Source organism: Acinetobacter radioresistens DSM 6976 = NBRC 102413 = CIP 103788 (genome assembly GCF_006757745.1).
In the GTDB taxonomy this organism is placed as follows: domain Bacteria; phylum Pseudomonadota; class Gammaproteobacteria; order Pseudomonadales; family Moraxellaceae; genus Acinetobacter; species Acinetobacter radioresistens.
The window spans coordinates 1,992,751-2,018,118 of sequence record NZ_AP019740.1; the positions used below are offsets into that span (position 1 = coordinate 1,992,751).

General features: G+C 39.6%; 23 protein-coding genes. 13 read left to right on the forward strand and 10 right to left on the reverse strand.

Annotated features, from left to right (window positions below; all coding sequences use genetic code 11):
* The first annotated feature begins 13 nt into the window (after positions 1-13).
* The 3 genes from mltB (at position 14) to ACRAD_RS09410 (ending at position 2,636) form a co-directional block, all read left to right on the forward strand.
* Positions 14-1,015: a lytic murein transglycosylase B gene (gene mltB, locus ACRAD_RS09400; RefSeq protein ID WP_005026928.1), complete on the forward strand. Its 1,002-nt coding sequence runs from the start codon at positions 14-16 to the stop codon at positions 1,013-1,015.
* 286 nt (positions 1,016-1,301) lie between these two features.
* On the forward strand, positions 1,302-1,913 hold the full coding sequence (locus ACRAD_RS09405) for a septal ring lytic transglycosylase RlpA family protein (protein WP_005019438.1): 612 nt from the start codon (positions 1,302-1,304) through the stop codon (positions 1,911-1,913).
* Between the two features lie 270 nt (positions 1,914-2,183).
* A complete protein-coding gene (locus ACRAD_RS09410; RefSeq protein ID WP_005026930.1) occupies positions 2,184-2,636 on the forward strand; it encodes an Mpo1 family 2-hydroxy fatty acid dioxygenase in 453 nt (150 codons plus the stop codon).
* A gap of 158 nt (positions 2,637-2,794) precedes the next feature.
* Here the strand turns inward: ACRAD_RS09410 and tsf are convergent, their stop codons facing one another.
* Positions 2,795-3,670, reverse strand: a complete 876-nt coding sequence (gene tsf, locus ACRAD_RS09415) for a translation elongation factor Ts (protein WP_005026932.1) — start codon at positions 3,668-3,670, stop codon at positions 2,795-2,797.
* A gap of 143 nt (positions 3,671-3,813) precedes the next feature.
* Positions 3,814-4,560 carry a 30S ribosomal protein S2 gene (rpsB, locus tag ACRAD_RS09420; RefSeq protein WP_005019432.1) on the reverse strand — a complete coding sequence of 249 codons (747 nt, stop codon included), beginning with the start codon at positions 4,558-4,560 and terminating at the stop codon, positions 3,814-3,816.
* A gap of 207 nt (positions 4,561-4,767) precedes the next feature.
* Between rpsB and map the strand changes: the two genes are divergently transcribed.
* The 4 genes from map to ACRAD_RS16700 all read left to right on the forward strand — a co-directional run bounded on the left by map (position 4,768) and on the right by ACRAD_RS16700 (position 8,488).
* Positions 4,768-5,595: a type I methionyl aminopeptidase gene (gene map / locus ACRAD_RS09425; protein ID WP_005026935.1), complete on the forward strand. Its 828-nt coding sequence runs from the start codon at positions 4,768-4,770 to the stop codon at positions 5,593-5,595.
* 281 nt (positions 5,596-5,876) lie between these two features.
* Positions 5,877-6,977 carry an OmpW/AlkL family protein gene (locus ACRAD_RS09430; protein WP_005026938.1) on the forward strand — a complete coding sequence of 367 codons (1,101 nt, stop codon included), beginning with the start codon at positions 5,877-5,879 and terminating at the stop codon, positions 6,975-6,977.
* A 169-nt stretch (positions 6,978-7,146) separates the two neighbouring features.
* On the forward strand, positions 7,147-8,361 hold the full coding sequence (locus ACRAD_RS09435; protein WP_005026940.1) for an MFS transporter: 1,215 nt from the start codon (positions 7,147-7,149) through the stop codon (positions 8,359-8,361).
* On the forward strand, positions 8,354-8,488 hold the full coding sequence (locus tag ACRAD_RS16700) for a hypothetical protein (RefSeq protein ID WP_005019426.1): 135 nt from the start codon (positions 8,354-8,356) through the stop codon (positions 8,486-8,488). The genes ACRAD_RS09435 and ACRAD_RS16700 overlap by 8 nt, the downstream gene beginning before the upstream one ends.
* 152 nt (positions 8,489-8,640) lie before the next feature.
* Here ACRAD_RS16700 and sthA read toward each other — a convergent pair whose 3' ends face one another.
* On the reverse strand, positions 8,641-10,056 hold the full coding sequence (gene sthA, locus ACRAD_RS09440; protein ID WP_005019425.1) for a Si-specific NAD(P)(+) transhydrogenase: 1,416 nt from the start codon (positions 10,054-10,056) through the stop codon (positions 8,641-8,643).
* Between the two features lie 205 nt (positions 10,057-10,261).
* Between sthA and lipA the strand changes: the two genes are divergently transcribed.
* Entirely contained in the window at positions 10,262-11,275 is a 1,014-nt protein-coding gene (lipA, locus tag ACRAD_RS09445) for a lipoyl synthase (protein WP_005026942.1), read from the forward strand.
* A gap of 66 nt (positions 11,276-11,341) precedes the next feature.
* On the opposite strand, the gene ACRAD_RS16480 is transcribed toward lipA, so the two are convergent.
* The gene (locus ACRAD_RS16480; protein ID WP_005019422.1) at positions 11,342-11,506 is read right to left on the reverse strand and encodes a hypothetical protein; all 165 of its coding nucleotides are present in this window, start codon (positions 11,504-11,506) and stop codon (positions 11,342-11,344) included.
* Positions 11,507-11,928: 422 nt separating this feature from the next.
* Here ACRAD_RS16480 and ACRAD_RS09450 point away from each other — a divergent pair, with 422 nt between their 5' ends.
* Together ACRAD_RS09450 and ACRAD_RS09455 are read left to right on the forward strand one after the other, a co-directional pair.
* Positions 11,929-14,421: an acyl-CoA dehydrogenase gene (locus tag ACRAD_RS09450; RefSeq protein ID WP_005026943.1), complete on the forward strand. Its 2,493-nt coding sequence runs from the start codon at positions 11,929-11,931 to the stop codon at positions 14,419-14,421.
* Positions 14,422-14,535: 114 nt separating this feature from the next.
* Positions 14,536-15,744, forward strand: coding sequence for an IS256 family transposase (locus ACRAD_RS09455; RefSeq protein WP_004672268.1), 1,209 nt, complete (start codon positions 14,536-14,538; stop codon positions 15,742-15,744).
* Between the two features lie 45 nt (positions 15,745-15,789).
* On the opposite strand, the gene ACRAD_RS09460 is transcribed toward ACRAD_RS09455, so the two are convergent.
* Positions 15,790-16,047, reverse strand: coding sequence for a hypothetical protein (locus tag ACRAD_RS09460; RefSeq protein ID WP_005026946.1), 258 nt, complete (start codon positions 16,045-16,047; stop codon positions 15,790-15,792).
* Between the two features lie 302 nt (positions 16,048-16,349).
* Between ACRAD_RS09460 and ACRAD_RS09465 the strand changes: the two genes are divergently transcribed.
* Positions 16,350-17,561: a YeeE/YedE family protein gene (locus ACRAD_RS09465; RefSeq protein WP_005026947.1), complete on the forward strand. Its 1,212-nt coding sequence runs from the start codon at positions 16,350-16,352 to the stop codon at positions 17,559-17,561.
* Positions 17,562-17,594: 33 nt separating this feature from the next.
* On the opposite strand, the gene ACRAD_RS09470 is transcribed toward ACRAD_RS09465, so the two are convergent.
* From ACRAD_RS09470 to ACRAD_RS09480, 3 genes are read right to left on the reverse strand one after another with little or no spacing between them, the layout of a single operon-like run.
* Positions 17,595-18,125 carry a hypothetical protein gene (locus ACRAD_RS09470; RefSeq protein WP_005026949.1) on the reverse strand — a complete coding sequence of 177 codons (531 nt, stop codon included), beginning with the start codon at positions 18,123-18,125 and terminating at the stop codon, positions 17,595-17,597.
* A 54-nt stretch (positions 18,126-18,179) separates the two neighbouring features.
* Positions 18,180-18,986: a TIGR03915 family putative DNA repair protein gene (locus ACRAD_RS09475; protein WP_005026952.1), complete on the reverse strand. Its 807-nt coding sequence runs from the start codon at positions 18,984-18,986 to the stop codon at positions 18,180-18,182.
* Positions 18,987-20,246: a putative DNA modification/repair radical SAM protein gene (locus ACRAD_RS09480; protein WP_005019414.1), complete on the reverse strand. Its 1,260-nt coding sequence runs from the start codon at positions 20,244-20,246 to the stop codon at positions 18,987-18,989.
* Between the two features lie 309 nt (positions 20,247-20,555).
* On the opposite strand from ACRAD_RS09480, the gene ACRAD_RS09485 reads away from it, so the two are divergent.
* On the forward strand, positions 20,556-21,617 hold the full coding sequence (locus ACRAD_RS09485) for an NAD(P)H-dependent flavin oxidoreductase (protein WP_005026956.1): 1,062 nt from the start codon (positions 20,556-20,558) through the stop codon (positions 21,615-21,617).
* A gap of 56 nt (positions 21,618-21,673) precedes the next feature.
* On the opposite strand, the gene dusB is transcribed toward ACRAD_RS09485, so the two are convergent.
* The gene (gene dusB, locus ACRAD_RS09490) at positions 21,674-22,648 is read right to left on the reverse strand and encodes a tRNA dihydrouridine synthase DusB (RefSeq protein WP_010699835.1); all 975 of its coding nucleotides are present in this window, start codon (positions 22,646-22,648) and stop codon (positions 21,674-21,676) included.
* Positions 22,649-23,214: 566 nt separating this feature from the next.
* Positions 23,215-23,397, reverse strand: coding sequence for a hypothetical protein (locus tag ACRAD_RS09495; RefSeq protein WP_005019410.1), 183 nt, complete (start codon positions 23,395-23,397; stop codon positions 23,215-23,217).
* Positions 23,398-23,779: 382 nt separating this feature from the next.
* Here ACRAD_RS09495 and ACRAD_RS09500 point away from each other — a divergent pair, with 382 nt between their 5' ends.
* The gene (locus ACRAD_RS09500; RefSeq protein WP_005026961.1) at positions 23,780-25,354 is read left to right on the forward strand and encodes a sensor domain-containing diguanylate cyclase; all 1,575 of its coding nucleotides are present in this window, start codon (positions 23,780-23,782) and stop codon (positions 25,352-25,354) included.
* The last annotated feature ends 14 nt before the right edge of the window (positions 25,355-25,368 follow it).

A 25,368-nucleotide genomic window follows, 5' to 3' on the forward strand; every position in this document is an offset into this window, starting at 1 on the left:
GATTTAAGAGCCAATGATTAGTTTAAATATTTATAAAAAATTCAAGCAATTTAGTATAGGTTTGAGTGCTGCCGGTATTGTCGCTTTCTCTCAGGCAAATGATTTTATTACTCACCCTAATTATGAAGCATTTAAAACTAAAACTATGCAAAATTATGGTCTGACTGCACAGCAGGTAGACTGGGCCATGCAGGGCAGTAAAAATTTACCAAACATTGTTAACATCATGAATCGTCCTGGGGAAAGTAAACCTTGGTATGAATATAAAACTAATTTCATGTCAGCAGGTACAATTAACCGCGGAGTTACTTTTAAAAACCAGTATGCAGATGCTTTAAACCGGGCTGAACAGCAGTTTGGAGTCTCTAAGGCAGTGATTTTAGGTATTTTAGGAGTAGAGACTGGTTATGGTGCCAATAAAGGTTCCTTCGTCACGCGTGATGCACTAGCTACATTGGCCTTCGGTTATCCACGCCGCGCTGAATATTTTAGCGATGAATTAGGCGCTTTAATTGCCTGGACCTATAAAGAAGACTATCCAACCAGCAGCATTATTGGCTCATATGCAGGCGCAATTGGCTATCCGCAATTCATGCCGAGTAATATTACTAAACTGGGTATAGATTACGATGGCAACGGTCATATTGATCTCAGAAACTCAGCAGTAGACGCTATCGGTTCTATTGCTAACTACTTAGCTCATCATGGTTGGCAACGCGACCAGCCTATCGGTTTTGCTGCACGATACACCGGTTCAAATCCAGACAGTATTATTGCGACTGATCTTACCCAGCCTGTACCTTATGGAGCTTTGAAAAATAAAGGAATTAGCCCACTTAATCCTTTAGTAAAAATTGATGATCTGGATATGGTTAATATCATTCAACTTCAAGATTCATATGGTCCGGTTTACTATATTACCTACCCGAATTTTCAGGTTATTACTACCTATAATAAGAGCCGGATGTATGCCACTGCTGTATGGCAATTAGGGACAGAAGTAGCCGATCATTAAACCAAATATTTACCCATTATTTTAAAAGTCAACAATTATTTATAGATAAAAGGCTATTAATTCTACTTTTTAAATCAAATGTTACAATATTGATTATTTTTTAATCTATATTTGTGAGATTTTGTCCTTTTTGTAAATATTTCTCGTTAAAGACTAGACACTTTTGGTGACACATGAATATTATCCCCCATCGTCAAATGCAGTAACACAAACGAACATTTGGATACATGTGCTGGTTTACTGGAGTTTTATCAGCAAAGCAGCACTGATCTTTAGGAGTTTATGAATGCCCACTTCGCTAAAATATATACTTGCGTTAACTATCGGTCTGACCGTAACGCAGTCTCAAGCAGAAATGGTACAGGCTTCGTCATTGAGCAATGATAATGACAATTTAAATCTTGCAGCCCGTGTTTTAAACCGTGATGCACAAGGCTTTAACTCTCACTTTTCAAACCTTAACAGTCTTTCAATCACTGAGCGTACCGGTGATAAAATTCGCCGCCAGACTATTGCAGCGAAAATTGAAATCCCTGAAGAAGAACCTTCAGTGATTGAAAAATTGAATACCGTAGCGTCTAATACTGTTCGTAAGTTCAGCCAGACCGGCGTAGCATCTTGGTATGGACGTCAATTCCATGGCCGCAAGACTGCAAGCGGTGAAACATTTGATATGAATGCCATGACAGCAGCTCATCGCAGCCTGCCACTAAACTGTTATATTCGCGTAACCAACCGCTCTAATGGTAAAAGTGTAATTGTTAAAGTTAATGATCGTGGACCTTTCCATGGTAACCGTGTACTTGACTTGTCGTATGGCGCTGCCAAAAGTATTGGTGTAACTAATGCCGGTACGGCGAAAGTAAGTATTGAACGTGTAGATGGTCCTAACTCTTAAATCTGTCTTACTGCATAAGAAGATTAAAAGCCACAATTAGTGGCTTTTGTTTTTATAGTTTCTTCTAAACTTTACTAACTTCCATTTCTCTGCTTAAAACTCCTTCCAATTTTTAAAATACCTGGTTAGCAATTTTTATGGGTCTGTATCAAAAATAGCCTTATTTATCTTTAAATACTCCCCTGTCAGAAAACTTTGACGCATTCTGTCTTTTTGATTTATATTCTGTTTATATTTTAAGACTAATAAAAATCACACAAGGAGTGGATAATGAAGACAGTGGAAGAATGGTTTGAAGAATATTCTGAAAGCCACCAGAATAAAACCAATAAAGCGATTCACTGGATTTGTGTTCCAACTATCCTATTTTCAATTATCGGGATCATCGCACACTTCAGCACCCTGCTTGCGACTCTGCTCGTAGTTTTAACTATAATTTTCTATGCCCGTCTTGACTTGGTACTAGCTGTAGCAATGGCAGCGTTAATTCTGGTTATGGGTTGGCTTATTTATACCTTGCCATTAGGAATAGGCTTTTATATTGGAGTTTTTGTTCTGGCATGGATTGGCCAGTTTTATGGACATAAAGTTGAGGGTAAAAAGCCTTCTTTTTTAAAAGACCTCCAGTTTCTCCTGATTGGCCCCGTATGGTGCATGGATGCTTATTTAGGTAAATTCCTACCTAAGTGGAAAACACGGCATAGAGCGCTTACTAGCGCTTAATAAGCCATATCATCGTTTAAATTATTCGAAAACTGCATTCCAATTGGTTATTCCTTTACTTTAGCAAGCTAAACATAAAACCACTCAAGAATATTGAGTTTTATAAATACAAAAAAGCCCTCAAACTGAGGGCTTTTTTACGACCTGCTGATTCAATATTATTGAGCAGCAGCCTGAGCAGCAGCAACTTCTTCAGCGAAGCTCATTTCTGCTTTTTTCTCGATACCTTCACCCACTTCGAAACGTACGAATTGAGCTACAGTTGTACCAGTCACCTTAAGTACTTCAGCAACTTTCTTGTCGTTGTCAATTACGTACATTTGACGCTCAAGTACAACTTCATTCAGATATTTATCTACTGAACCAGATACCATTTTTTCAACGATATTGGCTGGTTTACCAGATTCGATTGCTTTTGCTTCAGCGATTTCTTTTTCTTTCGCTACAAGCTCAGCAGGAACCTGTTCAGCAGTTACAGCAACTGGATTGAATGCAGCAACGTGCATTGCAATACCTTTACCTGTATCAGCATCACCAGTGTAAGCTACAACAACACCAATTTTCAGACCGTGTTTATAAACTGCAAGGTTTTCACCTTCAACAATCGCAGCACGACGAACCTGAATGTTTTCACCAATTTTCTGAACAAGTGCAATACGTGCTTCTTCAACAGTAGCACCATCTTCAAGCTTGAGTTCAGCAATTTTAGCAACATCAGTTTCATTTGCAGCTAGCGCAGCAGCAGCAACTTTTGCAGAGAAGCCAGCAAAGTTTTCGTCTTTAGCAACAAAGTCAGTCTGACAGTTTACTTCTACAAGAATTGCCTTATTGCCTTCCTGAACAATCGTAATCGCGCCATCAGCTGCAATATTACCCGCTTTTTTAGCTGCTTTTGCTTGACCAGATTTACGAAGGTTATCAATCGCAAGTTCGATATCACCATCAGCTTCTGTTAAAGCTTTTTTACATTCCATCATTGCAAGGCCAGTACGGTCGCGCAATTCTTTAACCATGCTTGCAGTAACAGCAGTCATGTTAATCTCCTAAATTCGGTGGTAGAAAACAAATTCTTTTAGAACAGAAACGGCCCAGAGGATTCTCATGGGCCGCCTGCATACTTAACGCTTACTTTGCCACCATCACATGTCGCAAAAATGACAAGCTAGCGTCAAACGCATTAAGCCTCAGAAGCTGGAGCTTCTTCTGCTTTAGCTTGTGCATTTGCTTGTGATTGAGCGTATTCTTTACCAGCAATAATCGCGTCAGCCATAGCAGAAGCATAAAGAGTTACTGCGCGGATCGCGTCATCATTACCCGGAATAACGTAGTCTACGTTGTCTGGATTAGAGTTTGTATCTACGATACCGATTACAGGAATACCCAGGTTCTTAGCTTCTTTAATAGCAATTGCTTCGTGATCAACATCGATTACGAATAATGCGTCAGGTAAGCCACCCATGTTTTTCACGCCGCCCAAAGAACGCTCAAGTTTTTCCATCTCACGTGCACGCTCAAGAGCTTCACGTTTAGTCAGCTTAGCAAAAGTACCGTCCTGAGACTGAGTTTGAAGATCTTTCAAACGGTTGATTGATTGACGAAGAGTTTTCCAATTCGTCAACATACCACCTAACCAGCGATGATCTACATATGGTTGACCAGCGCGTTGAGCTTGTTCACGGATGATGTTAGAAGCAGCACGTTTAGTACCAACGAACAAAACTTTATTCTTTTTACTTGCTAACTGGTTAGCAAAGTTCAAAGCATCATTTAGCGCAGGAACAGTATGCTCAAGGTTGATGATGTGAATTTTGTTACGCGCGCCAAAGATATATTGACGCATTTTTGGGTTCCAGAAACGAGTTTGGTGACCAAAGTGTGCGCCAGCTGTAAGAAGGTCGCGCATGCTTACGTTGTAATCTGCCATTTTCTTTACCTTAAAGTTTGGGTTAGGCCTCCATATGTCCGCATTCTCCACCCCGCAGGGCACCCAGAGCAATGTGACGACATATGTGCGGATTTTTCCGTTTTTAAACGGTTTTCATGTATCTAGAGATCACAAAAAACCATTTGATAAAACGGGCGGCTATTTATACCATAGACACTTACAAATTACCAAAAGTTTTTAGTGATCATGAACAGTACTTATTCAGCTCCTGCCCGTTTAATAAAAACCCCTGAAGAGATTGAAAAAATGCGTATTGCGGGGCGTTTGGCGGCAGAAGTACTCGATATGATTAAGCCCTATATTAAACCTGGAGTCAGCACATTAGAACTAGACACGATTTGTCATGATTATATAGTGAATGTGCAACAGGCCATCCCTGCCTGTTTAGGTTATGGGGCTGCGCCAGGGCGCGCAGCGTTTCAACATACAATCTGTACTTCAGTAAACCACGTGGTATGTCATGGTATTCCCTCAGAAGCTAAAATTCTCAAGAAGGGTGATATCCTCAATATCGATGTAACTGTTATTAAAGATGGTTATCATGGCGATACTAACATGATGTATATCGTAGGTGGCGAAACCTCTATTCTTGCAAATCGCCTGTGTAAAGTTGCTCAGGAAGCAATGTATCGTGGGATGGAAACAGTTAAGGCAGGGTCATATGTGGGTGATATTGGCTATGCAATTCAAAAATATGTAGAGTCCGAGCGCTTTAGTGTAGTACGGGAATATTGCGGTCATGGTATCGGCACAGTATTTCATGATGAGCCACAAATCTTGCATTATGGCCAGAAGAGTACTGGCATGCGTTTGGAAGCCGGTATGACTTTTACCATTGAACCCATGGTAAATGCCGGAGTATGGCAGACTAAACTATTAGGAGATAAATGGACAGTGGTTACTAAGGATCATAAACTTTCTGCTCAATATGAACATACAATTTTAGTAACTGAAACAGGCATTGAAGTTTTAACAGCACGCTCGGAAGAAGATCTTTCTCGCTTTCAACGTTAATTAAAATTTATTAAAAAGGCTACTTCTTAGGTAGCCTTTTATTTTAACTTAATATTCCATATTTTTTAAATATGAATAAAAATTGAATTTAGTGTTAATAAACATTACATAATTTTTAATTATTTCATTTTTCTATTAAATTTTAACTTAAAAACCACAATTCCCTACAAAAGCATGCATTAACCAAGCATTTAAAATACAGAGTAATTACTCTAATTTCCCGATACTGCACCTACCAACAAAAAAAATTAATGTCTTAAAGACATGGAGCTTGTCTAGATATGAAATATACTGCCCTAGCACTCACAACGAGTGTTCTGTTTGGTTTACCACAATTGTCTTTTGCTGAAAATAACTGGTTTGGTATGAAAGCAGATGGCTTTAAACGCTTCTCTGTTTCCGTCGGTGCTTTACATGTTATGCCTCAAGGTAAAGCACAACCCTTTAAAGTTAATACAGCTATTGCAAATAATACGAAAGCAAGAAATGGTACTATTCAAGTTGATACGGTTTTAAATAATCTAGATCCTAATGTTAGGCAACAAGCTTTAGCTGATACTTTAAATTTTTTAGGTTTCTTTTCTGGTGGTGAATTAGACTCCGCGATAAGTGGTAGCTCCGTTATTAATGGTCTGGAAGAGTGGAGTAATCCTGGAACTGGACTTGAAGCTGATGATGTAACTACCTTAGGAATCATATCTAATTACTTTTTCACAGATAATGTTTCTCTAGAAATTAAAGCAGGTATTCCTCCTAAAGTTGACTTACAAGGTAAAGGTAAAATTTATGCGCCGTTTTCAGCCATCGCCACTCCTCAGTTAGGGGGTTTACCATTAGAATTTTTAGATATTGCACTACAAAATGATATCTTTATTACAGATTTAGAAGCTTATGGCCCAGCTGCTTCGGCACGTGCTTGGACTCCAGCTTTTGAACTTCAGTATCATTTTGGCAAAACAGGTGTAAATAAGTTCCGTCCTTATGTAGGTGTAGGTCTTATGTATGCTTACTTTAATGAACTGGAAATTAATCCACGTACTGAACAGGACTTAATTGCTGCCGGACATATGATTGCAAATATTAAGCAAGGAAAGGCAGGCGCTGCCCTTGAAGGGACACCAAGTACAGCCAACCCAGAAGTAGAGGTAGAAGCCAGTGATGCTTTTGCCCCTGTCGCAACATTAGGCTTTACTTATGACTTTAATGATAAGTGGTTTGCAGTAGGTTCAGTTTCATATGCTCACTTAAAAAACGATACAACCATCACGGTGAGAGATGCTCAACTGGGTGAGCTGATTAAATCTAAAGCTGATATTGAGGTAAATCCGATCTTGGCATATGCAGGTGTAGGCTACCGTTTCGAAATTAATTTATATCGATAAAAGCAGGAATTTTTCCTGCTTTTTATTTTGAGCGCCTTACTATTTTCTGTAAGAATTTTATTTTTAAAATATTTATAACTTTAATTTATTCATACCAATTTTTTATTTCACTCTTTCTCTTGTCCGAATCGAATATTATAGTCTCGTGCGATCATTCCATGGACGTTATATGTCAACCACACAATTCTCCAAACCGCTTATATATATGCTCATTGCCAGTGCTTTCATTCTGGCTTTATCACTAGGGGTGCGGCATTCATTTGGTTTATATCTTGTACCAATGAGCCATGAGTTTGGATGGGGACATCATGTTTTTAGTCTGGCGATTGCCATGCAAAACTTGATCTGGGGAGCAGTTCAACCTTTTACAGGTGCCCTTGCAGATAAATATGGAAGTAAAATTGTTGTGGCCATTGGAGGTGCATTATACACCGCTGGCCTAGTTCTTATGGCTTTCAGCTCAACAGGCTTACTTCTTAATTTAAGTGTAGGCTTGATTTTAGGTTTTGCCTTGTCAGCTACTTCGTTTTCTGTACTCCTTTCAGCCGTTGGTCGGGCCGCTCCTCCAGAAAAACGCAGTATGGCCATGGGAATTGCCAGTGCGGCGGGTTCATTTGGCCAATTCATTATGTTGCCTGCTACTTTGCTGCTGCTTAAAAGTATAGGCTGGTCTGCTGCACTTATGGTCTGTGCTGTTCTAGTGGCTTTCATTATTCCGCTGGCATGGATGCTTAAGGCTCCCCATTACCAGCCGCCCAAAGTAATCAGTGAGGCTTTAAAGCCCGCTCTTACTTTTAAGCAAGTCTTACACATAGTTAGAAAACATCGACCCTTCTGGTGGCTGGCTCTTGGTTTTCTGGTCTGTGGTTTTCAGGTAGTCTTTCTGGGTGTACATCTGCCAGGTTATTTGATCGATCACGGCTTTGACGCCACGACCGGCACTATCTTTTTAGCCTTAGTTGGATTATTTAATATTATTGGAACCTACGGTGCCGGCTGGTTAGGTGATCGTTATTCTAAACCTAAGCTTTTAATGCTGCTATACGGTATTCGCGGTATTGCCATTATTGCATTTCTGGCTCTTCCCTTAACAACAATTAGTGTCTATATTTTTGGTATGGTCATGGGAATCTTGTGGTTATCTACAGTTCCACTGACTAATGGTATTGTTGCAAACATGTTCGGAGTAAAATACTTGAGCATGCTAAGTGGTATCGTGTTTTTCACCCATCAGATTGGTTCTTTTTTTGGTGGCTGGCTGGGTGGCGTCAATCATGATATTGCAGGTAATTACAATGCAGTATGGCTAACCGCAATTGTCTTAAGTGTGCTCGGAGTATTTGTACATTTCTTTGTTAATGAAGAGGCCGTAATTTATGACTAAATCGTTTGACAGCCTGAATATTATGATTGCTATTAGTATTGTACTTCTTTTTGTTCTGGCTTTTTATTTGTGGAGCAATACACCACAGCTTTTTGAATATTTTAATCAGGCTTTCTGTGCACATTGACTCACAGCAAGCATTTACTTAAAAGTTTTCAAGATTGAATATTATTAAATCGTCATAAACCTTTCATAGAACTGTCATTTAAAGATGGCTTAATCTGTAAAAAAATCTATAAAAACGCCCATCAGTTGATGGGCGTTTTTATATACAACATTTTAGAATAAACGGTTAAGACCATTTAATGCAGCTACACGATAAGCTTCCGCCATAGTCGGGTAGTTAAACGTTGTTTCTATAAAATACTTTAAAGTGTTGTTTGGACTTTGCATGACTGCCTGACCAATGTGAATAATTTCAGAAGCATTATTACCGAAACAGTGGACTCCCAAAAGTTCCAGAGTATCACGATGAAATAGAAGTTTTAGTTCACCGACAGTGTCACCAGTAATCTGTGCACGTGCCAGATGACGAAAAGAAGCCTGCCCTACTTCATAAGGAATTTTCTCTTCGGTGAGTTCCTGCTCAGTTTTGCCGAAGAAAGAAATTTCTGGAATGGTATAAATACCGGTTGGAATATCTTTTACCGGTTTTACATTGAGCTCACCACTCATATTGGCACCAGCACAACGCCCTTGGTCGTATGCTGCTGAAGCCAGTGATGGCCAGCCTACCACATCGCCCGCAGCATAAATATTTTCAACTTCAGTCTGGTACTGATCATTGACCGCAAGCTGTCCGCGGCTATTTGGTGTAAGGCCAACATTTTCCAGGCCGAGTCCATCTGTATTACCGGAACGGCCATTACACCATAAAATAGCATCTGCCTTGATTTTCTTGCCACTCTGCAGGTGCAATACCACGTGATCATCATAAGTTTCCAGATAATCAATCTGTTCATTATGACGGATCAGTACGCCTTGTTCACGCAAATGGTAAGATAATGCATCGGCAATTTCATCATCCAAGTAACTGAGCAGTTTATGCTGTGTATTGATCAGGTCAACTTTATGATCCAGACCAATAAAAATAGAGGCATATTCACAACCAATTACACCAGCACCATAAATAATGATTTTTTGAATAGCAAAATCAAGATCCAGAATTTTATCTGAATCAAATACGCGTGGATGATTAAAATCGAGTCCAGCCGGATGATACGGGCGGCTACCTGTTGCGATCACCAGTTGTTTGAATACCAGCGTTTCCTTAATACCGTCATCGCTGAAGATTAAAACTGTATTTTTGTCCTGTATATAGGCACGTCCATGATAAATATCAATTTTATTACGGTCATAAAAGCGTGAATGGGTATCGACCTGTTGCTGAATCACTTTATGTGCATTGCGTAGCACTTGTTTCATGGTGAACTGTTTCCAGTCTCCCACTTTTTTAAACATCGGATCACGCTGATAACGGATAATACTCGATACAGTTTGACGTAAAGCTTTGCTTGGAATAGTACCGACATGCGTACAGTTACCACCGAGCTGCTCACGCATATCAACAATAGCTACACGCTTACCTGCTTTCGCCAGCTTCATTGCCGCGCCTTCGCCCGCAGGTCCAGAACCGAGAACTACCGCATCATATTTAACGAAATTCCCACTAACGACCTCTTTCTTACGTGGCATTCAAAGCTCCTTACATGAAAACGTTATCTCTTATCTTGCCTATATTATGACGTAATCCTGATGAATTTGCTGTATTTCCCCCACCTATATTATGTGATGGCTACATTTTTTAAATGAATAGCGTTTTTTTCCTATTTAAAGCTAAGTCCGTTATAATAAGAAGCCTGTCAATCTGATCTCTCCTCAAACAGTGGAAAAGTTGAATATGTCTGAAAACCGTAAACCAGAACAGGGTATTAAACTTCGTGGCGCAGAAAAGGTCGCTAGAATACCTGTAAAAGTTGTACCTACGGTTGAAGTGCCTCGTAAACCGGACTGGATCCGGGTGAAGATGACTGCACCAGAAGAAGTTCAACGTATCAAAACAACTTTACGTTCGCAAAAACTGCATACTGTATGTGAAGAGGCTGCCTGCCCGAACCTGCCAGAATGCTTTGGTGGCGGTACAGCAACCTTTATGATTATGGGTGACATCTGTACCCGACGCTGTCCATTTTGTGATGTTGCTCACGGCCGTCCAAATGCATTAGATGCAGATGAGCCACGCCATATGGCAGAAACAATTGCAAATTTGGGTCTAAAATATGCAGTTATCACTTCAGTTGACCGTGATGACTTACTTGATGGCGGCGCACAGCATTTTGTTGACTGTATTAAAGAAGCACGTCAGCTTAGTCCAAATACCTTACTTGAAATTCTGGTTCCAGATTTTCGTGGCCGTCTGGATATTGCATTACGTATTATGACTGAATGTCCGCCGGATGTGTTTAACCATAATATTGAAACTGTGCCACGTTTATATAAAGCAATGCGCCCGGGTTCAGATTATCAGCACTCTTTAAACCTGTTAAAAATGTTTAAAGAATACTGCCCTGATATTCCAACTAAATGTGGGCTAATGGTGGGTATTGGTGAAAAAGAAGAGGAAGTAATTGCTCTTCTAGATGACCTTCGTGCGCATGATGTAGATTATATCACTATTGGTCAGTATCTACAGCCTTCCAAACAGCATGCACCGATTGACCGATTTGTCACGCCAGAAGAATTTGAGCGTTATGCTGAACATGGCCGTAAGCTTGGCTTTAGAAATATCTGGTCAGCACCTATGGTACGTTCAAGCTATTTTGCAGATCGCCAGTATTATGGTGAACCGGTTCCTGAAGTGCGTCGCAAAACAGATCCAGCAAAAAAAATTGCAGTTCAAACGATTGAAGCCTAATTGTTTTAAGCTTTTAAAAGGCCCTCTAGTGAGGGCCTTTTTACTAATTTTATAATGTGTTGGCTGTTAATCCGATTTCTTTTTGCCACCACCGTCCTGTTTATTTACGGTAGCCCAAGCAATCCGTTCTGCCTCATCCTCTGAATGCCCACGCTCTTTTTCACTTTCTTCAATATGCTGAGCCTGCCGTTTCTGTTTTTCTGTGTAAGCTGACTTGTCTCCACGTGACATAATAGTTCTCCTATTTTTTGATCTATATTTATTTCTATAATATGTTCAAAAATTATTCATCACATAAAGTGTCAATCTCTGTATGGCTCTAACATATTTTATGTAACCTCATTTCAAATATATCTTCAGGTTTTATAGGTATCAAACCACCAAATAAATACATTTCTATCAATTATATAGTCTTTTATTGAGAGGTATTTTTATACTTTTGGTGACAAAAATTTAACTATTTATGGTTGAGTTTATATAGCTTTAAAAGGATTAATACAGCAGGTTAAATATTTTAATCTAATTAAAAATAATTGCACTGACTCACTGAAAAAACCTCAAGTGATATAAACAGAAAAATGATGCCTTCTTAACTGTTGATTCCTGCTGGTCGTTTTTACATATCAGATGTAATGATTTAGAGGAGTGTTTTTATGCTATTTATTCTGAGCATTTTGCTACAGCTGATTACCATATGGGCCATATTTTTTTATGGGTTATCCAGAGTTACGGGTGCCATAACAATGATCGGAGCTGTCATTATTACAGCTGTGATCAGTCCATGGTCCTTAATTTTGGGGATACCGTTCCTTCTACTTAGCCTGGTGTTACTTGTTAATTCATTACGTATGAATCTCATCACACGTCCGGCTTTTGACCGGTTAAGTAATGCGATGCCGAGTATTAGCACAACCGAACGCGAAGCATTAGAGGCCGGTACCAGCTGGTGGGAAAAAGAACTGTTTATGGGCGCGCCAGACTGGGATCAGTTTGACCGTTATCCTTATCCGCATCTATCTGAAGAAGAACAGTCTTTTCTTGACCATGAAGTCGAACAACTTTGTGACATGCTAGATGAATGGCAAATTCATCATCATGATAAAGACCTGCCAGAACACGTTTGGCAGTTTATTAAAGAGAAAGGCTTTTTAGGTCTAATCATACCTAAAATTTATGGTGGACTGGAATTTACGGCTTTTGCACAAAGCCGGATTATGAGCAAAATTGCTTCACGCTCCATGACGGCGGCAGTAAGCTGTATGGTACCTAACTCACTTGGGCCAGGTGAACTGTTAATGCACTACGGCACTGAAGAGCAGAAGGAACGTTATTTACCAGGGTTAGCTAATGGTACTGAAATTCCATGTTTCGGTCTGACCAGCCCGGAAGCAGGTTCTGATGCCGGTGCTATCCCCGATACCGGTGTAGTTTGCTATGGCGAGTATGACGGTGAGCAGGTACTCGGCTTAAAAATAAATTTTTCCAAACGCTGGATTACTCTAGCACCCATTGCAACTGTGGTCGGTCTGGCTTTTAAGCTGTTTGATCCAGACGGATTGCTTGGTGATAAAAACAAAAATGAATATGGAATTACCTGTGCCCTGATTCCAGCCAGCCATCCCGGTATAGAAATTGGACCGCGCCATTATCCGGGCTCGCCTTTTATGAATGGTACAGTCGATGGTAAGGATGTATTCATTCCAATTGACTGGATTATCGGCGGACCCAAAAATGCAGGTAAAGGCTGGCGCATGCTGATGGAATGCCTGGGAGTTGGCCGTGGTATTTCCTTGCCTGCCCTCTCTACCGCAGCAGGCGAAATGTGTTACCTGACTGTCGGTGCTTTTGCCCGCATTCGTCAGCAGTTTAAACTTTCAGTCGGGAAGTTTGAAGGTGTACAGGAAGCGACGAGTGATATTGCCAGTGATGCCTATATGCTGGAAGCTTTCCGTTATATGGTCACCTGTGGTTTGAACCAGGGTGGCACGCCAGCTGTCATGACGGCAATGGCAAAACATTATGCAACAGAAACCATGCGTAAAGTAGTCAATCATGGCATGGACGTAGTCGGTGGTCGTGCAATTCAACTTGGACCCCGCAACTTTTTGGCTCTACAGTATCAGGCAGTTCCTGTATCCATTACTGTAGAGGGGGCAAATATTCTAACCCGCTCCCTAATGATTTTTGGACAGGGCTCAATGCGTTGCCATCCTTATCTGTTTGAAGAATTACAGCTATTGCAATCTCCAGATAAGACTGGTGCCTTAAACAAGTTTAATGAAATGCTTTATCATCACTTAGGCTATACCTTAAACCGGGGTGCACGGGCATTGGCCTACGCATTTACAGGTGGTTCTTCACGTGCAGCTTTTACAGCCGATGATTTTACTCTACCGTACTATAAGCTGGTTAACCGTTTTAGTGCCTGCTTTGCCTTAACTGCCGATATGTCTTTGGGTTTACTTGCTGGTGATATCAAACGCAAAGAAATGCTGTCTGGCCGTCTGGCTGATATCCACTCCTATCTATTCATTGCGACTTCTATTTTAAAATATTATGAACGTGGCAGTAGGACTGAAGCTGAACAGGATCACGCACAACTGGCTCTGGAAAAAGCGTTTCATCAGGTACAAGAGGCTTTTTACGGTCTATTTGCCAATTTTCCAGTGCCTGCAGCAGCCGGGCTGGTTAAACTGGTCTGCTTTCCCTTTGGTCGCCCTGTGGCCAAACCCAATGATAAGCTCAAACAACAGGTGGCTCAGTGGATTATGATGGAAAATCCGTTCCGCGAACAACTAAAAGCTCATGTTTACTATAATGTCCGAGAAGATGATGTAAATGGCCGACTAGAATCTACTTTTAAAATGCTGCTACAGATTGAACCGCTTTGGGACAGATTTAAAAAAGCTGAATCCAAGGGACAGTTTGTCGGTTTAACTTTTGAAGAGCATGTAGAAGATGCGGTCAGCAGGGGCTTTATTACTGATGAAGAAGCTGAACAACTTATCCGCTATAATGCCAAGCGTTTTGACAGTATGCTTACAGATAACTTTGATATGCAGTTAAAAGAAGCCTTTGCATTAACCAATCCACATCTGCCTGAACATCTTGAAGTCAAGCATGAAGGTGGCATGACATCGGTCTAAAAATCTTTGATTTAAAAGGCAGGCTCTTTAGGAGCCTGTTTGAGACTGTAAATAAAACTGTGTAAACGCTTAAACTATCCCTCAACGCTGTTGGGGGCAACACAGGTGTTTACCATGAAAGATGAAGCAATGCTGGCATTGGCAAAAGAATTTGCTAAGAACTTAAAAACAGAAGCTGACCTGAATAATTTCAGTAAAGCTTTAAAGAAACTCACCGTTGAAACTGCACTCAATGCTGAACTGACTGAACATTTAGGCTATGAGAAGAATAGCCCTCGTATAGGCAAAAATACACGTAATGGCTATACAACTAAACGGCTATTTACTGATGATGGTGAATTTGAACTAGACACGCCTAGAGATCGTGATGGCACTTTTGAGCCCCAGTTGATCAAGAAGAGTCAAACCCGTATCACACAAATGGATAGCCAAATCCTATCCCTATACGCCAAAGGCATGACGACACGAGATATTGTTGCCACATTCAAGGAAATGTACGATGCGGACGTCTCCCCAACGCTTATTTCCAAAGTGACGGATGCAGTTAAAGAACAAGTAATAGAATGGCAAAATAGACCATTGGATGCCCTTTATCCTATTGTCTATATGGATTGTATCGTCGTGAAAGTGCGTCAAGATAGTACGATTATTAACAAAGCGGTATATCTGGCATTAGGTGTCAATACAGACGGACAGAAAGACCTATTAGGTATGTGGATGTCAGAAAACGAGGGTTCTAAATTTTGGCTCTCAGTGCTTACAGAACTGAAAAATCGTGGTTTAAAGGATATTCTGATTGCCTGCGTAGATGGATTGAAAGGGTTTCCTGATGCGATTAATACAATTTACCCTGATACGCATATTCAGTTGTGTATCATTCACATGGTACGCAACAATCTTAAATATGTGAGTTGGAAAGACTACAAAGCTGTCACAGCCGATTTAAAAAAGATATATCAAGCTGTTACAGAAGACGCAGCCTTACAGGCTTTAGATGAATTTGGACAAAAATGGGATGAGAAGTATCCTCAAATCAGCAAGTCATGGCTTGCCAACTGGTCGAATCTAAACACGTTTTTCGCTTACTCTATGGATATTCGCAAAGCGATTTACACGACCAATGCGATTGAATCATTGAACAGCGTTATCCGCCATGCAACCAAGAAAAGAAAAATCTTCCCAACTGATGATTCCGTGAAAAAGGTGGTATATTTAGCAATTATGGCAGCAAGCAAAAAATGGACGATGCCTATTCAGAATTGGAAAGCTGCCATGAATCGCTTTAGTATCATGTTTGAAGAGCGTGTAACCAAGTATTTTTAAAACTGTATTTACACAGAATTATTTACACCCTCGCCTGTTTTAGTTTTAATGCCAATGGATATTGAAATAATAATAGCTCTCTTCGAGTCCAAACCTGACCTGATAACCTATTTCATGCAGCTCTGCTGAGAGAGCATGTATGTCTTCAAGTGCAATGTATTTAGGTAAAATCATGAATATAACAGTATTCCCCTGTCTGGCTGCCTGTTCAATCAGATCATTAAGCTTGTCTCGTACTACCGTCATAGTCAGACCCGCTTCTAAAGTCCATAGTTTTGCCTGCTCGGCTGGAATAATATCCATTTTTTCTTCCTTCATTATTTAATACATCTGTAGTGCATTTTTTTATCTTTAATATATTTTATCTTTTCTGACATTGATCTGATATTTAAACTATGTGTATTGTTTATTTATTTCATCAGGTTTGCATACAGAGAGAAATAATTAAAATTTCTGTTTTTTAGTTCAGACTTTTGTATCAGTTTAACTACTATAACTTATCACTTATTCTCAGTTATATATTATATATTTTATAGATTTACATAATAATTAAGGCATCAAAATAAGTTAAAATAGACTCATTCTCTTCGTATTATTTTTCTCCCATGAATCTTGTTGCTGAAAAATCCAATCGTTCTCAAGTTACGGTCTGGGTCGCTTTGCTGCTGCTGTTAATTGGTGCAATGAGTGCATACCAGATTGTTGGCTTGAATCAAGCCCTGCTGCTTCTCATTGGTGGAGCATTAGGGATGACACTCTACCATGCATCCTTTGGCTTCACTTCCAGCTGGCGCGTTTTTATCAAGGAGCGTCGAGGTCGTGGTTTGCGTGCGCAAATGATCATGCTGGCACTGGCTGTATTACTATTTTTTCCTGCTTTAGGAGCTGGCCAGCTTTTTGGTCAGCCGGTAACCGGTTTTGTGTCTCCACTTTCCACTTCGGTTGTGATTGGTGCTTTTATTTTTGGTATAGGCATGCAATTAGGGGGTGGTTGCGCATCTGGAACGCTTTATACGGTCGGTGGCGGTAGTGCCCGCATGGTGGTTACCCTGATATTTTTCTGTCTGGGTTCCCTGTTGGCAACCTTGCATCTGGACTGGTGGTTTAACCTGCCGCACTTGGCGCCTGTCTCTGTTGTTAAAAGTTTGGGGGTAATGCCTGCTTTACTTTTGAACTTTGCTCTCTTTGCAGTCATCGCGCTGGCAACTGTTTATTTTGAGAAAAAGCGCCATGGTGCATTAGAAATCGGCTCTCCCCCATCAGAGTTTGGCTGGAAACGCTTTTTACGTGGTCCCTGGCCACTGGTTTGGGGCGGGATTTTATTGACCTTACTGAACTTTGCCACATTGGCCTTGGCTGGCAGGCCTTGGGGAGTAACCTCGGCTTTAGCTGTATGGGCTGCCAAAGCAGCTAGTCTGGGTGGTATAGATGTCGCCTCATGGGCATATTGGCAACAACCTGCCAATGCTAAAGCCCTTACTGAACCACTCTGGTTTGATGTAACCTCCATGATGAACTTCGGTATCATGCTGGGTGCATTGCTGGCTGCGAGTCTGGCCGGTAAGTTTGCTCCTAACTTCAACATACCGCGTCGTTCACTGCTGGCTGCAGTTCTGGGCGGTATCTTGCTGGGCTATGGTGCCCGCTTGGCATATGGCTGCAACATTGGTGCCTATTTCAGTGGGATTGCTTCAGGTAGTTTACATGGATGGTTATGGCTGATCTTTGCCTTCTTAGGTAATACTATTGGTGTAAAACTACGTCCTGTCTTCTTTCCAGAGGAAGCACCCCAACCAGAAAAATTGACTAGCTGCTAAATAAAAAACCCATCGATATGATGGGTTTTTTATTTACGGCTCGAGAGCACCTTTTAGGTTACAGCCATAATTCATGGTCTCTTGCACTTGTCGATAGCTGGTATAACGATTAATAATAAACTGATAGAAATTTTCGGGTTGAGCAAAAATTTCTTTCAGATTTTCATGAGCAGGTAGATGTTCAAGTTTAAGATGTTCAACCAGATTGAGATTCTGGTGTCCAATTTGAAACATCTTCACGAAATAGCTGTTCATCATGTTGCAATAACCATTTTTTGCATTCTTCAACGCAAACCGGCTCACCAGATGCTCGTTTAATGTATGCAAATTATGAACATCTAGCTCAGCCTTGGGATCAGAAAACGCATCAGGATATTGAGATTTGAAAGTTAAGAATTGTTGCTGTAATTCCTGGTTAAGATGATCTATTTTGGTTTGCAGTTCTACTGCACTATTTACCCGATAATCAGCTGGCGTACTATGGAAATCATCAGGCCGTTTTTCTGCGCATGCTCCCAGCAAAACAAGAGATAAAGAAATTAAAACAACATGGAAGAATTTCATCATTAACTCTAAGCTTAATACTGTGCGTTACTTTATTCGATTATGAAATTTTTCTCATCTCTTTTGCAAAAATGAGTCTTCGGACAATATTTTCTCATTCATATAACGCCAATAACGTTTAGGGACATACTGTATATGCAGTTTTATATTACGTCGAGCTTCAATATTAATAGCACAAAAATAGTCTTTCCAGAGCTGGTCATAAAGCAATTCATCATCATCCAGTTCCACTGTAAATTTCTGACTAAACCCAGTATGTAATGTCTGGTCCACTTGTTCTACCTGCATATGCACCTGATGGACCTGTTTTAAATCATAGTAAATTCCATAATTCCTTTTCTCATCATAAATCAGCCAAGACTGGTCCTGATAACGGTCCTTAAAATGCCGTTCAATAAGAGGCAATACATTAAAGTCTGGCCGTACCAGCGCAATGAAAAGACCATTCTTGGCTTTTTTGAAACGGACAAAAGCTTCCATGCGGTGCTTCTCACGCCCTACCTGCTTGGTCCATTGGGAAAGACCCAATACCGCAGCATGACCATAGTTGTAGTCTACGGGTAAAGCAGACTGAAATACATATATACAAAATTCAAAGAGCTGCTGAAATGCCTGTTCCTGTTCAGATAAAAAAGTGTAATAAAAATTTTTCAGGCTCGTATATTCAACTTTAATTTTTAAAGCATTCCATACACGTTGTGCATGTTCATCATTTGCACTTACATGAATCACCTCATCAAACAGTCCCGACTGGAAGCGCCCTTTTATACTAATTTTTACTGAAAACTCTTTAAATTGAAAAGCCCGGAAAACACAGCTTAGCAGTCCGGTCATACTGCCATCAAAAACATACTGGGCCACTTAAAAGCCTAGTCCTAATTGTGGAGAGAGCTGTGCATTGTATTTGGACTGGCCGGCCAGCAGAATCTGCTGCCTGATCTGGCTCGGCAACATTTCTTTGATAAATTTGGGTGTATCTGCACAGCGAATAAAGTGCTGGGCCCGATTATAAGCAATCCCCATGCGTTTAAGCTGATCAATATGAATACTGCCAAAGCGCCGCGCCTGGATGACCTTTCTTGCAGAACGTACGCCAATACCCGGCACGCGCAAGATCATTCTATATTCAGCCGTATTAATATCTACCGGAAACTGTTCAGGATGACGTAGTGCCCAAGCCAATTTTGGGTCTACATCCAGTTCAAGGTTCGGATGTTCGTCATCAACCAGTTCATGAGCATCGAACTCATAAAAGCGCATGAGCCAGTCAGTCTGGTATAACCGGTTTTCACGTAATAATGGTGGTGCTGATCCAATGGCAGGTAAAGCCTGATCTTCAGAGTTAATTGGAATATAACCAGAATAATAGACACGCTTCAGTTTAAACTCTTTATAATGGCGGTCTGCCATTAAAATCACGTCCTGATCAGTTTCATGATGCGCCCCGACAACCATTTGTGTGGTTTGACCTGCCGGAACAAATTTGGGTACTGTTTTAATAATTTTACGCTCATCCTTAAACTGGATAAGCCGGTCACGGACAATTCCCAGATCTTTCTGCACCTCACTGTGACTTTTCTCAGGTGCAAACTTTTGTAGTCCATCTGCTGTTGGCATTTCCAGATTAATACTCATCCGGTCAGCATATAGTCCAGCTTCTGTAATCAGTTCAGGTGAAGCTCCTGGAATAGTCTTTAAGTGTATATATCCATTAAAATTTTCTTCTAACCGAAGCTTTTTAACCACCTGCAACATGCGTTCCATAGTATGGTCAGCCGATTTAAAAATCCCTGAACTTAGAAACAGGCCTTCAATATAGTTACGACGATAAAAATTAATAGTAAGATCTACGACTTCCTGCACAGTAAAGGCAGCACGTTTCACATCATTTGAACGCCTTGAAACACAGTAAGCACAGTCGTAAATACAGATATTTGAAAATAAGACTTTAAGCAGAGAGACACAACGACCGTCTTCAGTATAGCTATGACAGATCCCGGAACCGGTATTTCCGAGTCCTTTATCCTTATTTTTTCGATTACTGCCACTTGATGAGCAGGATACATCATATTTGGCGGCATCAGCCAGAATTTGCAGTTTCTCGCGAATACGTTCAGACATAGACCCAATCATCCATGTAGAGAGATAATCATTAATTATACTAGTCTGTTGCGACTGCAAAGCCTGCATTTATTTCTTTGCGACAGGGCATGTCGTTAAGTTAATTTAACTTAGGCTATTTTAGTTTGAATATAATCTGGTAGTGATAGAGAAACTCAAGTTTATGGCCTGCTCTGCCTTCATATAAAAAAGGCATTAGGAAATTAGCCATGCCTGAAATTACGTTATTTATTAACAAAATATTGGATATTGGTTGCATCTCTCGAGCGTTTGACGTAAATCTTAAAATAAAATTTAGGTAATAAGAATATGAATCTGATCGAAAGACTTAGCTTGAAACACTCTATTTTCTTGGCGCCTATGGCAGGTGTAAGTACACCCGAGCTGGCGGCTGAAGTCTCTAATGCCGGAGCTTTGGGCTCATTAGGCCTAGGAGCCAATACAGTTGAGCAGGCACGTGAACAGATTTTAAAAACACAACAGCTAACCCGACAGCCCTTTCAGCTTAATTTTTTTTGTCATCGCTCTAAAATACTGGATCAGGATACTGCACAAGAATGGATTGAATATCTAGAACCGCACTTTAGAAAATTTGATGCCTCTGCGCCTAACGAGTTAAAAAATATCTATCCAAGCTTTAAGGACTCAGATGATTATCTTAATCTTGTTTTAGAGACTTGCCCAGCAGCCGTCAGTTTTCATTTTGGTATTCCACACCCACATCAAATTGAAGCACTTAAAAAAGCAAAGATTTTAACTATGGTTTCTGCAACCAATCTGGCGGAAGCAAAAGCAATTGCAGAAGCAGGGATTGATGTCATTATTGCTCAAGGGGTAGAGGCCGGTGGACATCGTGGCTGCTTTAACCCGCATCGTGACAGCGCCATTAAAACGACTGACTTGGTACGCTTAATTTTACAATATCTTGATTTACCAGTCGTAGCAGCGGGCGGAATCATGAACGGCCGCCAGGCACAGCAATGTCTTGCACTTGGTGCTCAAGCTGTACAGTTAGGAACTGCCTTCGTGCAATGTCCAAGCTCAAATGCCAATGCAGCCTATCGCGAAGCTTTATTTAACCGGCCTCTTACTCAAATTACCTCAACTATTTCAGGACGCCCGGCACGCGGCCTGATTAATGCATGGCATACCGAAGTTGATCTGGTTCAGCGGCCAAGTCTACCCGCCTATCCATATGTTTATGATATTGCAAAACAACTGCATCAAATTGCATCCAAACAGGGTCATTATGAGTATGGGGCATTCTGGGCCGGCAGTAATGTTGCCCAGATTCGACAGCTAAATGCTGTTGACCTGATTAACCTGCTAAATCTTGAAATTAATCAGGCCACTCATTTAAATTCAGATTAACAGTTTTTAACCGGAGGCTAGAGCAATACAATATTCATGCCTAGCCTCTTTTTGGCTTAAGGATCAAGCAGGTTAACAGTTTCTTGCTGTACATCACTCATTAAACGTCCTTGGGCCAATAACTGGTTAAAATAAGCTTCTACTACTTTTGCCTGCTCTAACGTACTTTCTACTTGATACATTTTCTGACGAAACTCATTGCTGGCATATAAGCCCTTGGTATACCAAGCTATATGTTTACGGGCGATACGGCAGCCAGAATACTCCCCATAAAATTCATAGAGCTCACTTAAATGCCCAAGTAATACATGTTTTACCTCTTCAATATCAGGGGCTTTTAGGTATTCTCCAGTATTTAAATAATGGGCAATTTCTCGAAATATCCATGGACGCCCCTGTGCTGCACGCCCAATCATGATCGCATCGGCGCCTGTATGTTCCAATACAAATTTGGCTTTTTCAGGACTATCGATATCGCCATTAGCAATTACTGGGATATGAATAATTTTTTTAACTTCACGAATCAAATCATAACGTGCATGATTTAAATACATGTCTTCACGAGTCCGACCGTGTAAAGCCAGTGCCGCAACACCAGCCTCTTCTGCCCGCTTCGCCACACGCAGAATATTTTCTTGACCATTTAAATACCCCAAACGAGTTTTAAGGGTAACTGGCACATCAACTGCGGCAACTACGGTATCTAAAATACGCGCAACCAGTTCTTCATCCTGTAATAAAGCAGAGCCTGCAAGTTTATTACAAACTTTTTTTGCCGGACATCCCATATTAATATCAATAATCTGAGCACCATTAGCAATCTGATAACGTGCTGCTTCAGCCAGTTGTTCTGGATCAGATCCTGCTATCTGGGCAGAAATTGGAGCTAATTCACCATCAAAATTAGCCCGATATAAACTCTTTTTACTCATCCTCAGTGTCTTATCAGCTGTCATCATTTCGCTAACAGCATGGCCTGCACCAAAGTATTTACATAAGGTTCTAAATGGTCGATCTGTCACCCCTGCCATTGGCGCGACCCAAATTTTTTGTTCGATTGGCCGATCAAATAGCTCTCTGATTACGGTATTTTGACTCAAATTTCCAACCTCACTTTCAACTTATTTACTAAGCTATTCATCTTTAGATCTACTTTAAAACCTGATAACACTTAATTAATGGCCTGCTTAGCTCCCCCAACTTATACCTTGAACAAGCTAGGCTTAATAAAATTACAGTACAGGAGAGAAAAAGTAGTCAGAGATATTTTAAGCTAAAGCCCAAATTAGAACAGATCAAATAGCGGACCAACTAGTTTAATTATTTACAGAAAGAATATCCATTTTTTAATTTGTTGAGTTTTTAAAATTCAACTATCGCATTTATCTTGAAGAATATCGGTATATAATCAAAAGCTTAACTAATATCTTTTATAAAAGTCTACCTGAGCTAGAATATAGGTTAACTTAACTTGAGTTTCAGATAAATTAAATAAATTCAGTACATTAGAAATGATAAACCCTGCTCAATCACCTGTATTGGCAGGGCTACAGCTATAAATTGATCTATCTTAAAACGTCCCCTTCAGGATAGTCTTTTAGTTTCTTAGATCAGTTAATTCAAAATCTTTAATGATCATCATCTCAATACTTTCTATCAGGGCTTTTTCCCATTTACTCTCATTCCAAAATAGTAAGTTTCCATTCTCTTCTTTATAAAATACTTGTTCTTCATAATTTAGATGATGAATGACTTGGGTTCCATTTGGTATATTTTTCATATAGTTATCCTCATTTATTATTTATATTTAGCTTAGCATAAGTGGCTGTTTTGCTTTAACTTAAATAATAAAAATATGTATCAAAATACAAATTAAACTTCATCATAATGAATAAATTTTTATTGGAACTATTAAGTGATTAAAAACTATAGCCTTATTATAAATAGTTAAAAAAATTATTTATTATTTTTTAATATATTAAAAATATATAAAATGTCATAAGGTTGAGTTCTAAAATAGAATTTTTTTATTAATTTATCTAATTTTAATATCTTTTAACTCGGTTAATTAACCCATATCTAAAAATAAAAAGAACAAATATTAACCAAGAACATACAAAATAAGATAGAATATTTCACTGTTGATATAGATTTCATGCACCATGTCACATATTAGCTTTATTCATGCCCTTAACCTTAACTTAAGAAAACTAATCCTTATTCTTACCATATTTGCTGTTTCTTCTTTATTTATTATCTCCTTACTCATTGGTCACTATATTGCTAAAAAAGAATTAATAAATGATTCACTTGCCTTGAACTATGAATATGCTTTTAAGATCGCGAATAGTACTGACAACTATTTTAGAAATCTTTTATCTGAACTCAAGCATAGTACTTTAGCCGTTAGTTATTCTTTTGATAATAATAAATTACGGCAATATGAAGTCGATCGCCTGAAGAATCAAGCTCATTATTTTAATGCGGTAATCATTGGTGACCGTCGAGGAAATATTCTTAATTTTAGTCCGGCCAGTTTTGATAGCGGTCAACTGACAAATCAGGATCTTCTAAACTTCAAGCATCTAGCACAGAGTAAACAACCCTATATTTCTCAACCTTATTATTCTATCAGGCACAATTTAATTATTTTTATAGCTCAACCAATCTTCAACAAGCAAAATATTTATCAGGGCTATATGGGGGTTGTTATCAATTTAAATGAAAAAAATATTATCAGTGACCTTCTTGCCAGCGAATACGGTTATAAAAAAAATTATATGTATGTGATCGATCAAAGCAGACAGATTATCTTTCATCCCGATTCCGCGAGAATAGGTAGCATTATGACTAACAATACTGCCCTCTCTTATATGAACCAGATCAATAGAGGGCGAGTAGAGCTCATTAACAGTCGAGGAATAGAAAATTTAGCAGGTTTCGCTCGTATTTCTACTACTAACTGGATTGTGGTTTCTCAACAGCCAACCAGAGAGTTACTTAAACAGGCAAATTCAGTAATTTATAAAGTATCAGTTGTTATCCTATTATTTTATCTATTGATCTTTTTGGTGATCTGGAAACTTTCACTATTCATTTCTTCCCCCTTGAATCACTTGGCTAAAATGGCGAGTCGTCTTAACCAGCCAGAAATAGAACAGAAAATTCAAGCGATTAGCCCTTGGTATTATGAAGTACAGAAATTCAAACTATCTTTACTTTTAAGTGCACAAAATTTTAGTAAGAAAATTTCAGAAATGAATCATCATGTTAATTCTGATCCTCTCACTGGCTTGTACAATCGCAGGGGTATCGATATCTTTATTAAAGAAATGGTAGATAACCATACACCTTTTTCTATTATCCTGATTGATGTCGACTATTTTAAAAAAATTAATGATACTTATGGCCATATTCAAGGTGATATAGTTTTAAAACAAATTGCCGGTCATTTAAGAACCAATTTTCGTAAAGATGATATTTGCTGTCGTTGTGGAGGAGAAGAGTTTGCTGTACTCATGCCTACTATTGATAAAAAAGCAGTCTATAACAGTGCTGAACGTTTAAGAAAAAAAATAGAATCGAATATTACCAACCTGTCTGGCCCGGTAACTATTTCTATTGGTATCGCATACTGGCCAGAGAGCTCCAAAAGCACTGAAGAAGTTTTCAAAATTGCTGATCACTATCTTTATCAAGCTAAACGTGAAGGTCGTAACTGTGTTCGTGGTCCATAAAGTATAGTTTATAT

What these genes read in the sequence shown, in the direction of transcription:
- ACRAD_RS09435 (WP_005026940.1), top strand. Translation starts at nt 7,147, where the DNA reads ATGTCAACCACACAATTCTCCAAACCGCTTATATATATGCTCATTGCC.
- ACRAD_RS09470 (WP_005026949.1), bottom strand. Translation starts at nt 18,125, where the DNA reads ATGAAATTCTTCCATGTTGTTTTAATTTCTTTATCTCTTGTTTTGCTG.
- map (WP_005026935.1), top strand. Translation starts at nt 4,768, where the DNA reads ATGAACAGTACTTATTCAGCTCCTGCCCGTTTAATAAAAACCCCTGAA.
- ACRAD_RS09460 (WP_005026946.1), bottom strand. Translation starts at nt 16,047, where the DNA reads ATGGATATTATTCCAGCCGAGCAGGCAAAACTATGGACTTTAGAAGCG.
- ACRAD_RS09500 (WP_005026961.1), top strand. Translation starts at nt 23,780, where the DNA reads ATGTCACATATTAGCTTTATTCATGCCCTTAACCTTAACTTAAGAAAA.
- ACRAD_RS09450 (WP_005026943.1), top strand. Translation starts at nt 11,929, where the DNA reads ATGCTATTTATTCTGAGCATTTTGCTACAGCTGATTACCATATGGGCC.
- ACRAD_RS09405 (WP_005019438.1), top strand. Translation starts at nt 1,302, where the DNA reads ATGCCCACTTCGCTAAAATATATACTTGCGTTAACTATCGGTCTGACC.
- lipA (WP_005026942.1), top strand. Translation starts at nt 10,262, where the DNA reads ATGTCTGAAAACCGTAAACCAGAACAGGGTATTAAACTTCGTGGCGCA.
- tsf (WP_005026932.1), bottom strand. Translation starts at nt 3,670, where the DNA reads ATGACTGCTGTTACTGCAAGCATGGTTAAAGAATTGCGCGACCGTACT.
- ACRAD_RS09480 (WP_005019414.1), bottom strand. Translation starts at nt 20,246, where the DNA reads ATGTCTGAACGTATTCGCGAGAAACTGCAAATTCTGGCTGATGCCGCC.
- ACRAD_RS09430 (WP_005026938.1), top strand. Translation starts at nt 5,877, where the DNA reads ATGAAATATACTGCCCTAGCACTCACAACGAGTGTTCTGTTTGGTTTA.
- ACRAD_RS09485 (WP_005026956.1), top strand. Translation starts at nt 20,556, where the DNA reads ATGAATCTGATCGAAAGACTTAGCTTGAAACACTCTATTTTCTTGGCG.
- ACRAD_RS09495 (WP_005019410.1), bottom strand. Translation starts at nt 23,397, where the DNA reads ATGAAAAATATACCAAATGGAACCCAAGTCATTCATCATCTAAATTAT.
- ACRAD_RS09410 (WP_005026930.1), top strand. Translation starts at nt 2,184, where the DNA reads ATGAAGACAGTGGAAGAATGGTTTGAAGAATATTCTGAAAGCCACCAG.
- rpsB (WP_005019432.1), bottom strand. Translation starts at nt 4,560, where the DNA reads ATGGCAGATTACAACGTAAGCATGCGCGACCTTCTTACAGCTGGCGCA.
- dusB (WP_010699835.1), bottom strand. Translation starts at nt 22,648, where the DNA reads ATGGCAGGGGTGACAGATCGACCATTTAGAACCTTATGTAAATACTTT.
- ACRAD_RS09465 (WP_005026947.1), top strand. Translation starts at nt 16,350, where the DNA reads ATGAATCTTGTTGCTGAAAAATCCAATCGTTCTCAAGTTACGGTCTGG.
- sthA (WP_005019425.1), bottom strand. Translation starts at nt 10,056, where the DNA reads ATGCCACGTAAGAAAGAGGTCGTTAGTGGGAATTTCGTTAAATATGAT.
- ACRAD_RS16480 (WP_005019422.1), bottom strand. Translation starts at nt 11,506, where the DNA reads ATGTCACGTGGAGACAAGTCAGCTTACACAGAAAAACAGAAACGGCAG.
- ACRAD_RS09455 (WP_004672268.1), top strand. Translation starts at nt 14,536, where the DNA reads ATGAAAGATGAAGCAATGCTGGCATTGGCAAAAGAATTTGCTAAGAAC.
- mltB (WP_005026928.1), top strand. Translation starts at nt 14, where the DNA reads ATGATTAGTTTAAATATTTATAAAAAATTCAAGCAATTTAGTATAGGT.
- ACRAD_RS16700 (WP_005019426.1), top strand. Translation starts at nt 8,354, where the DNA reads ATGACTAAATCGTTTGACAGCCTGAATATTATGATTGCTATTAGTATT.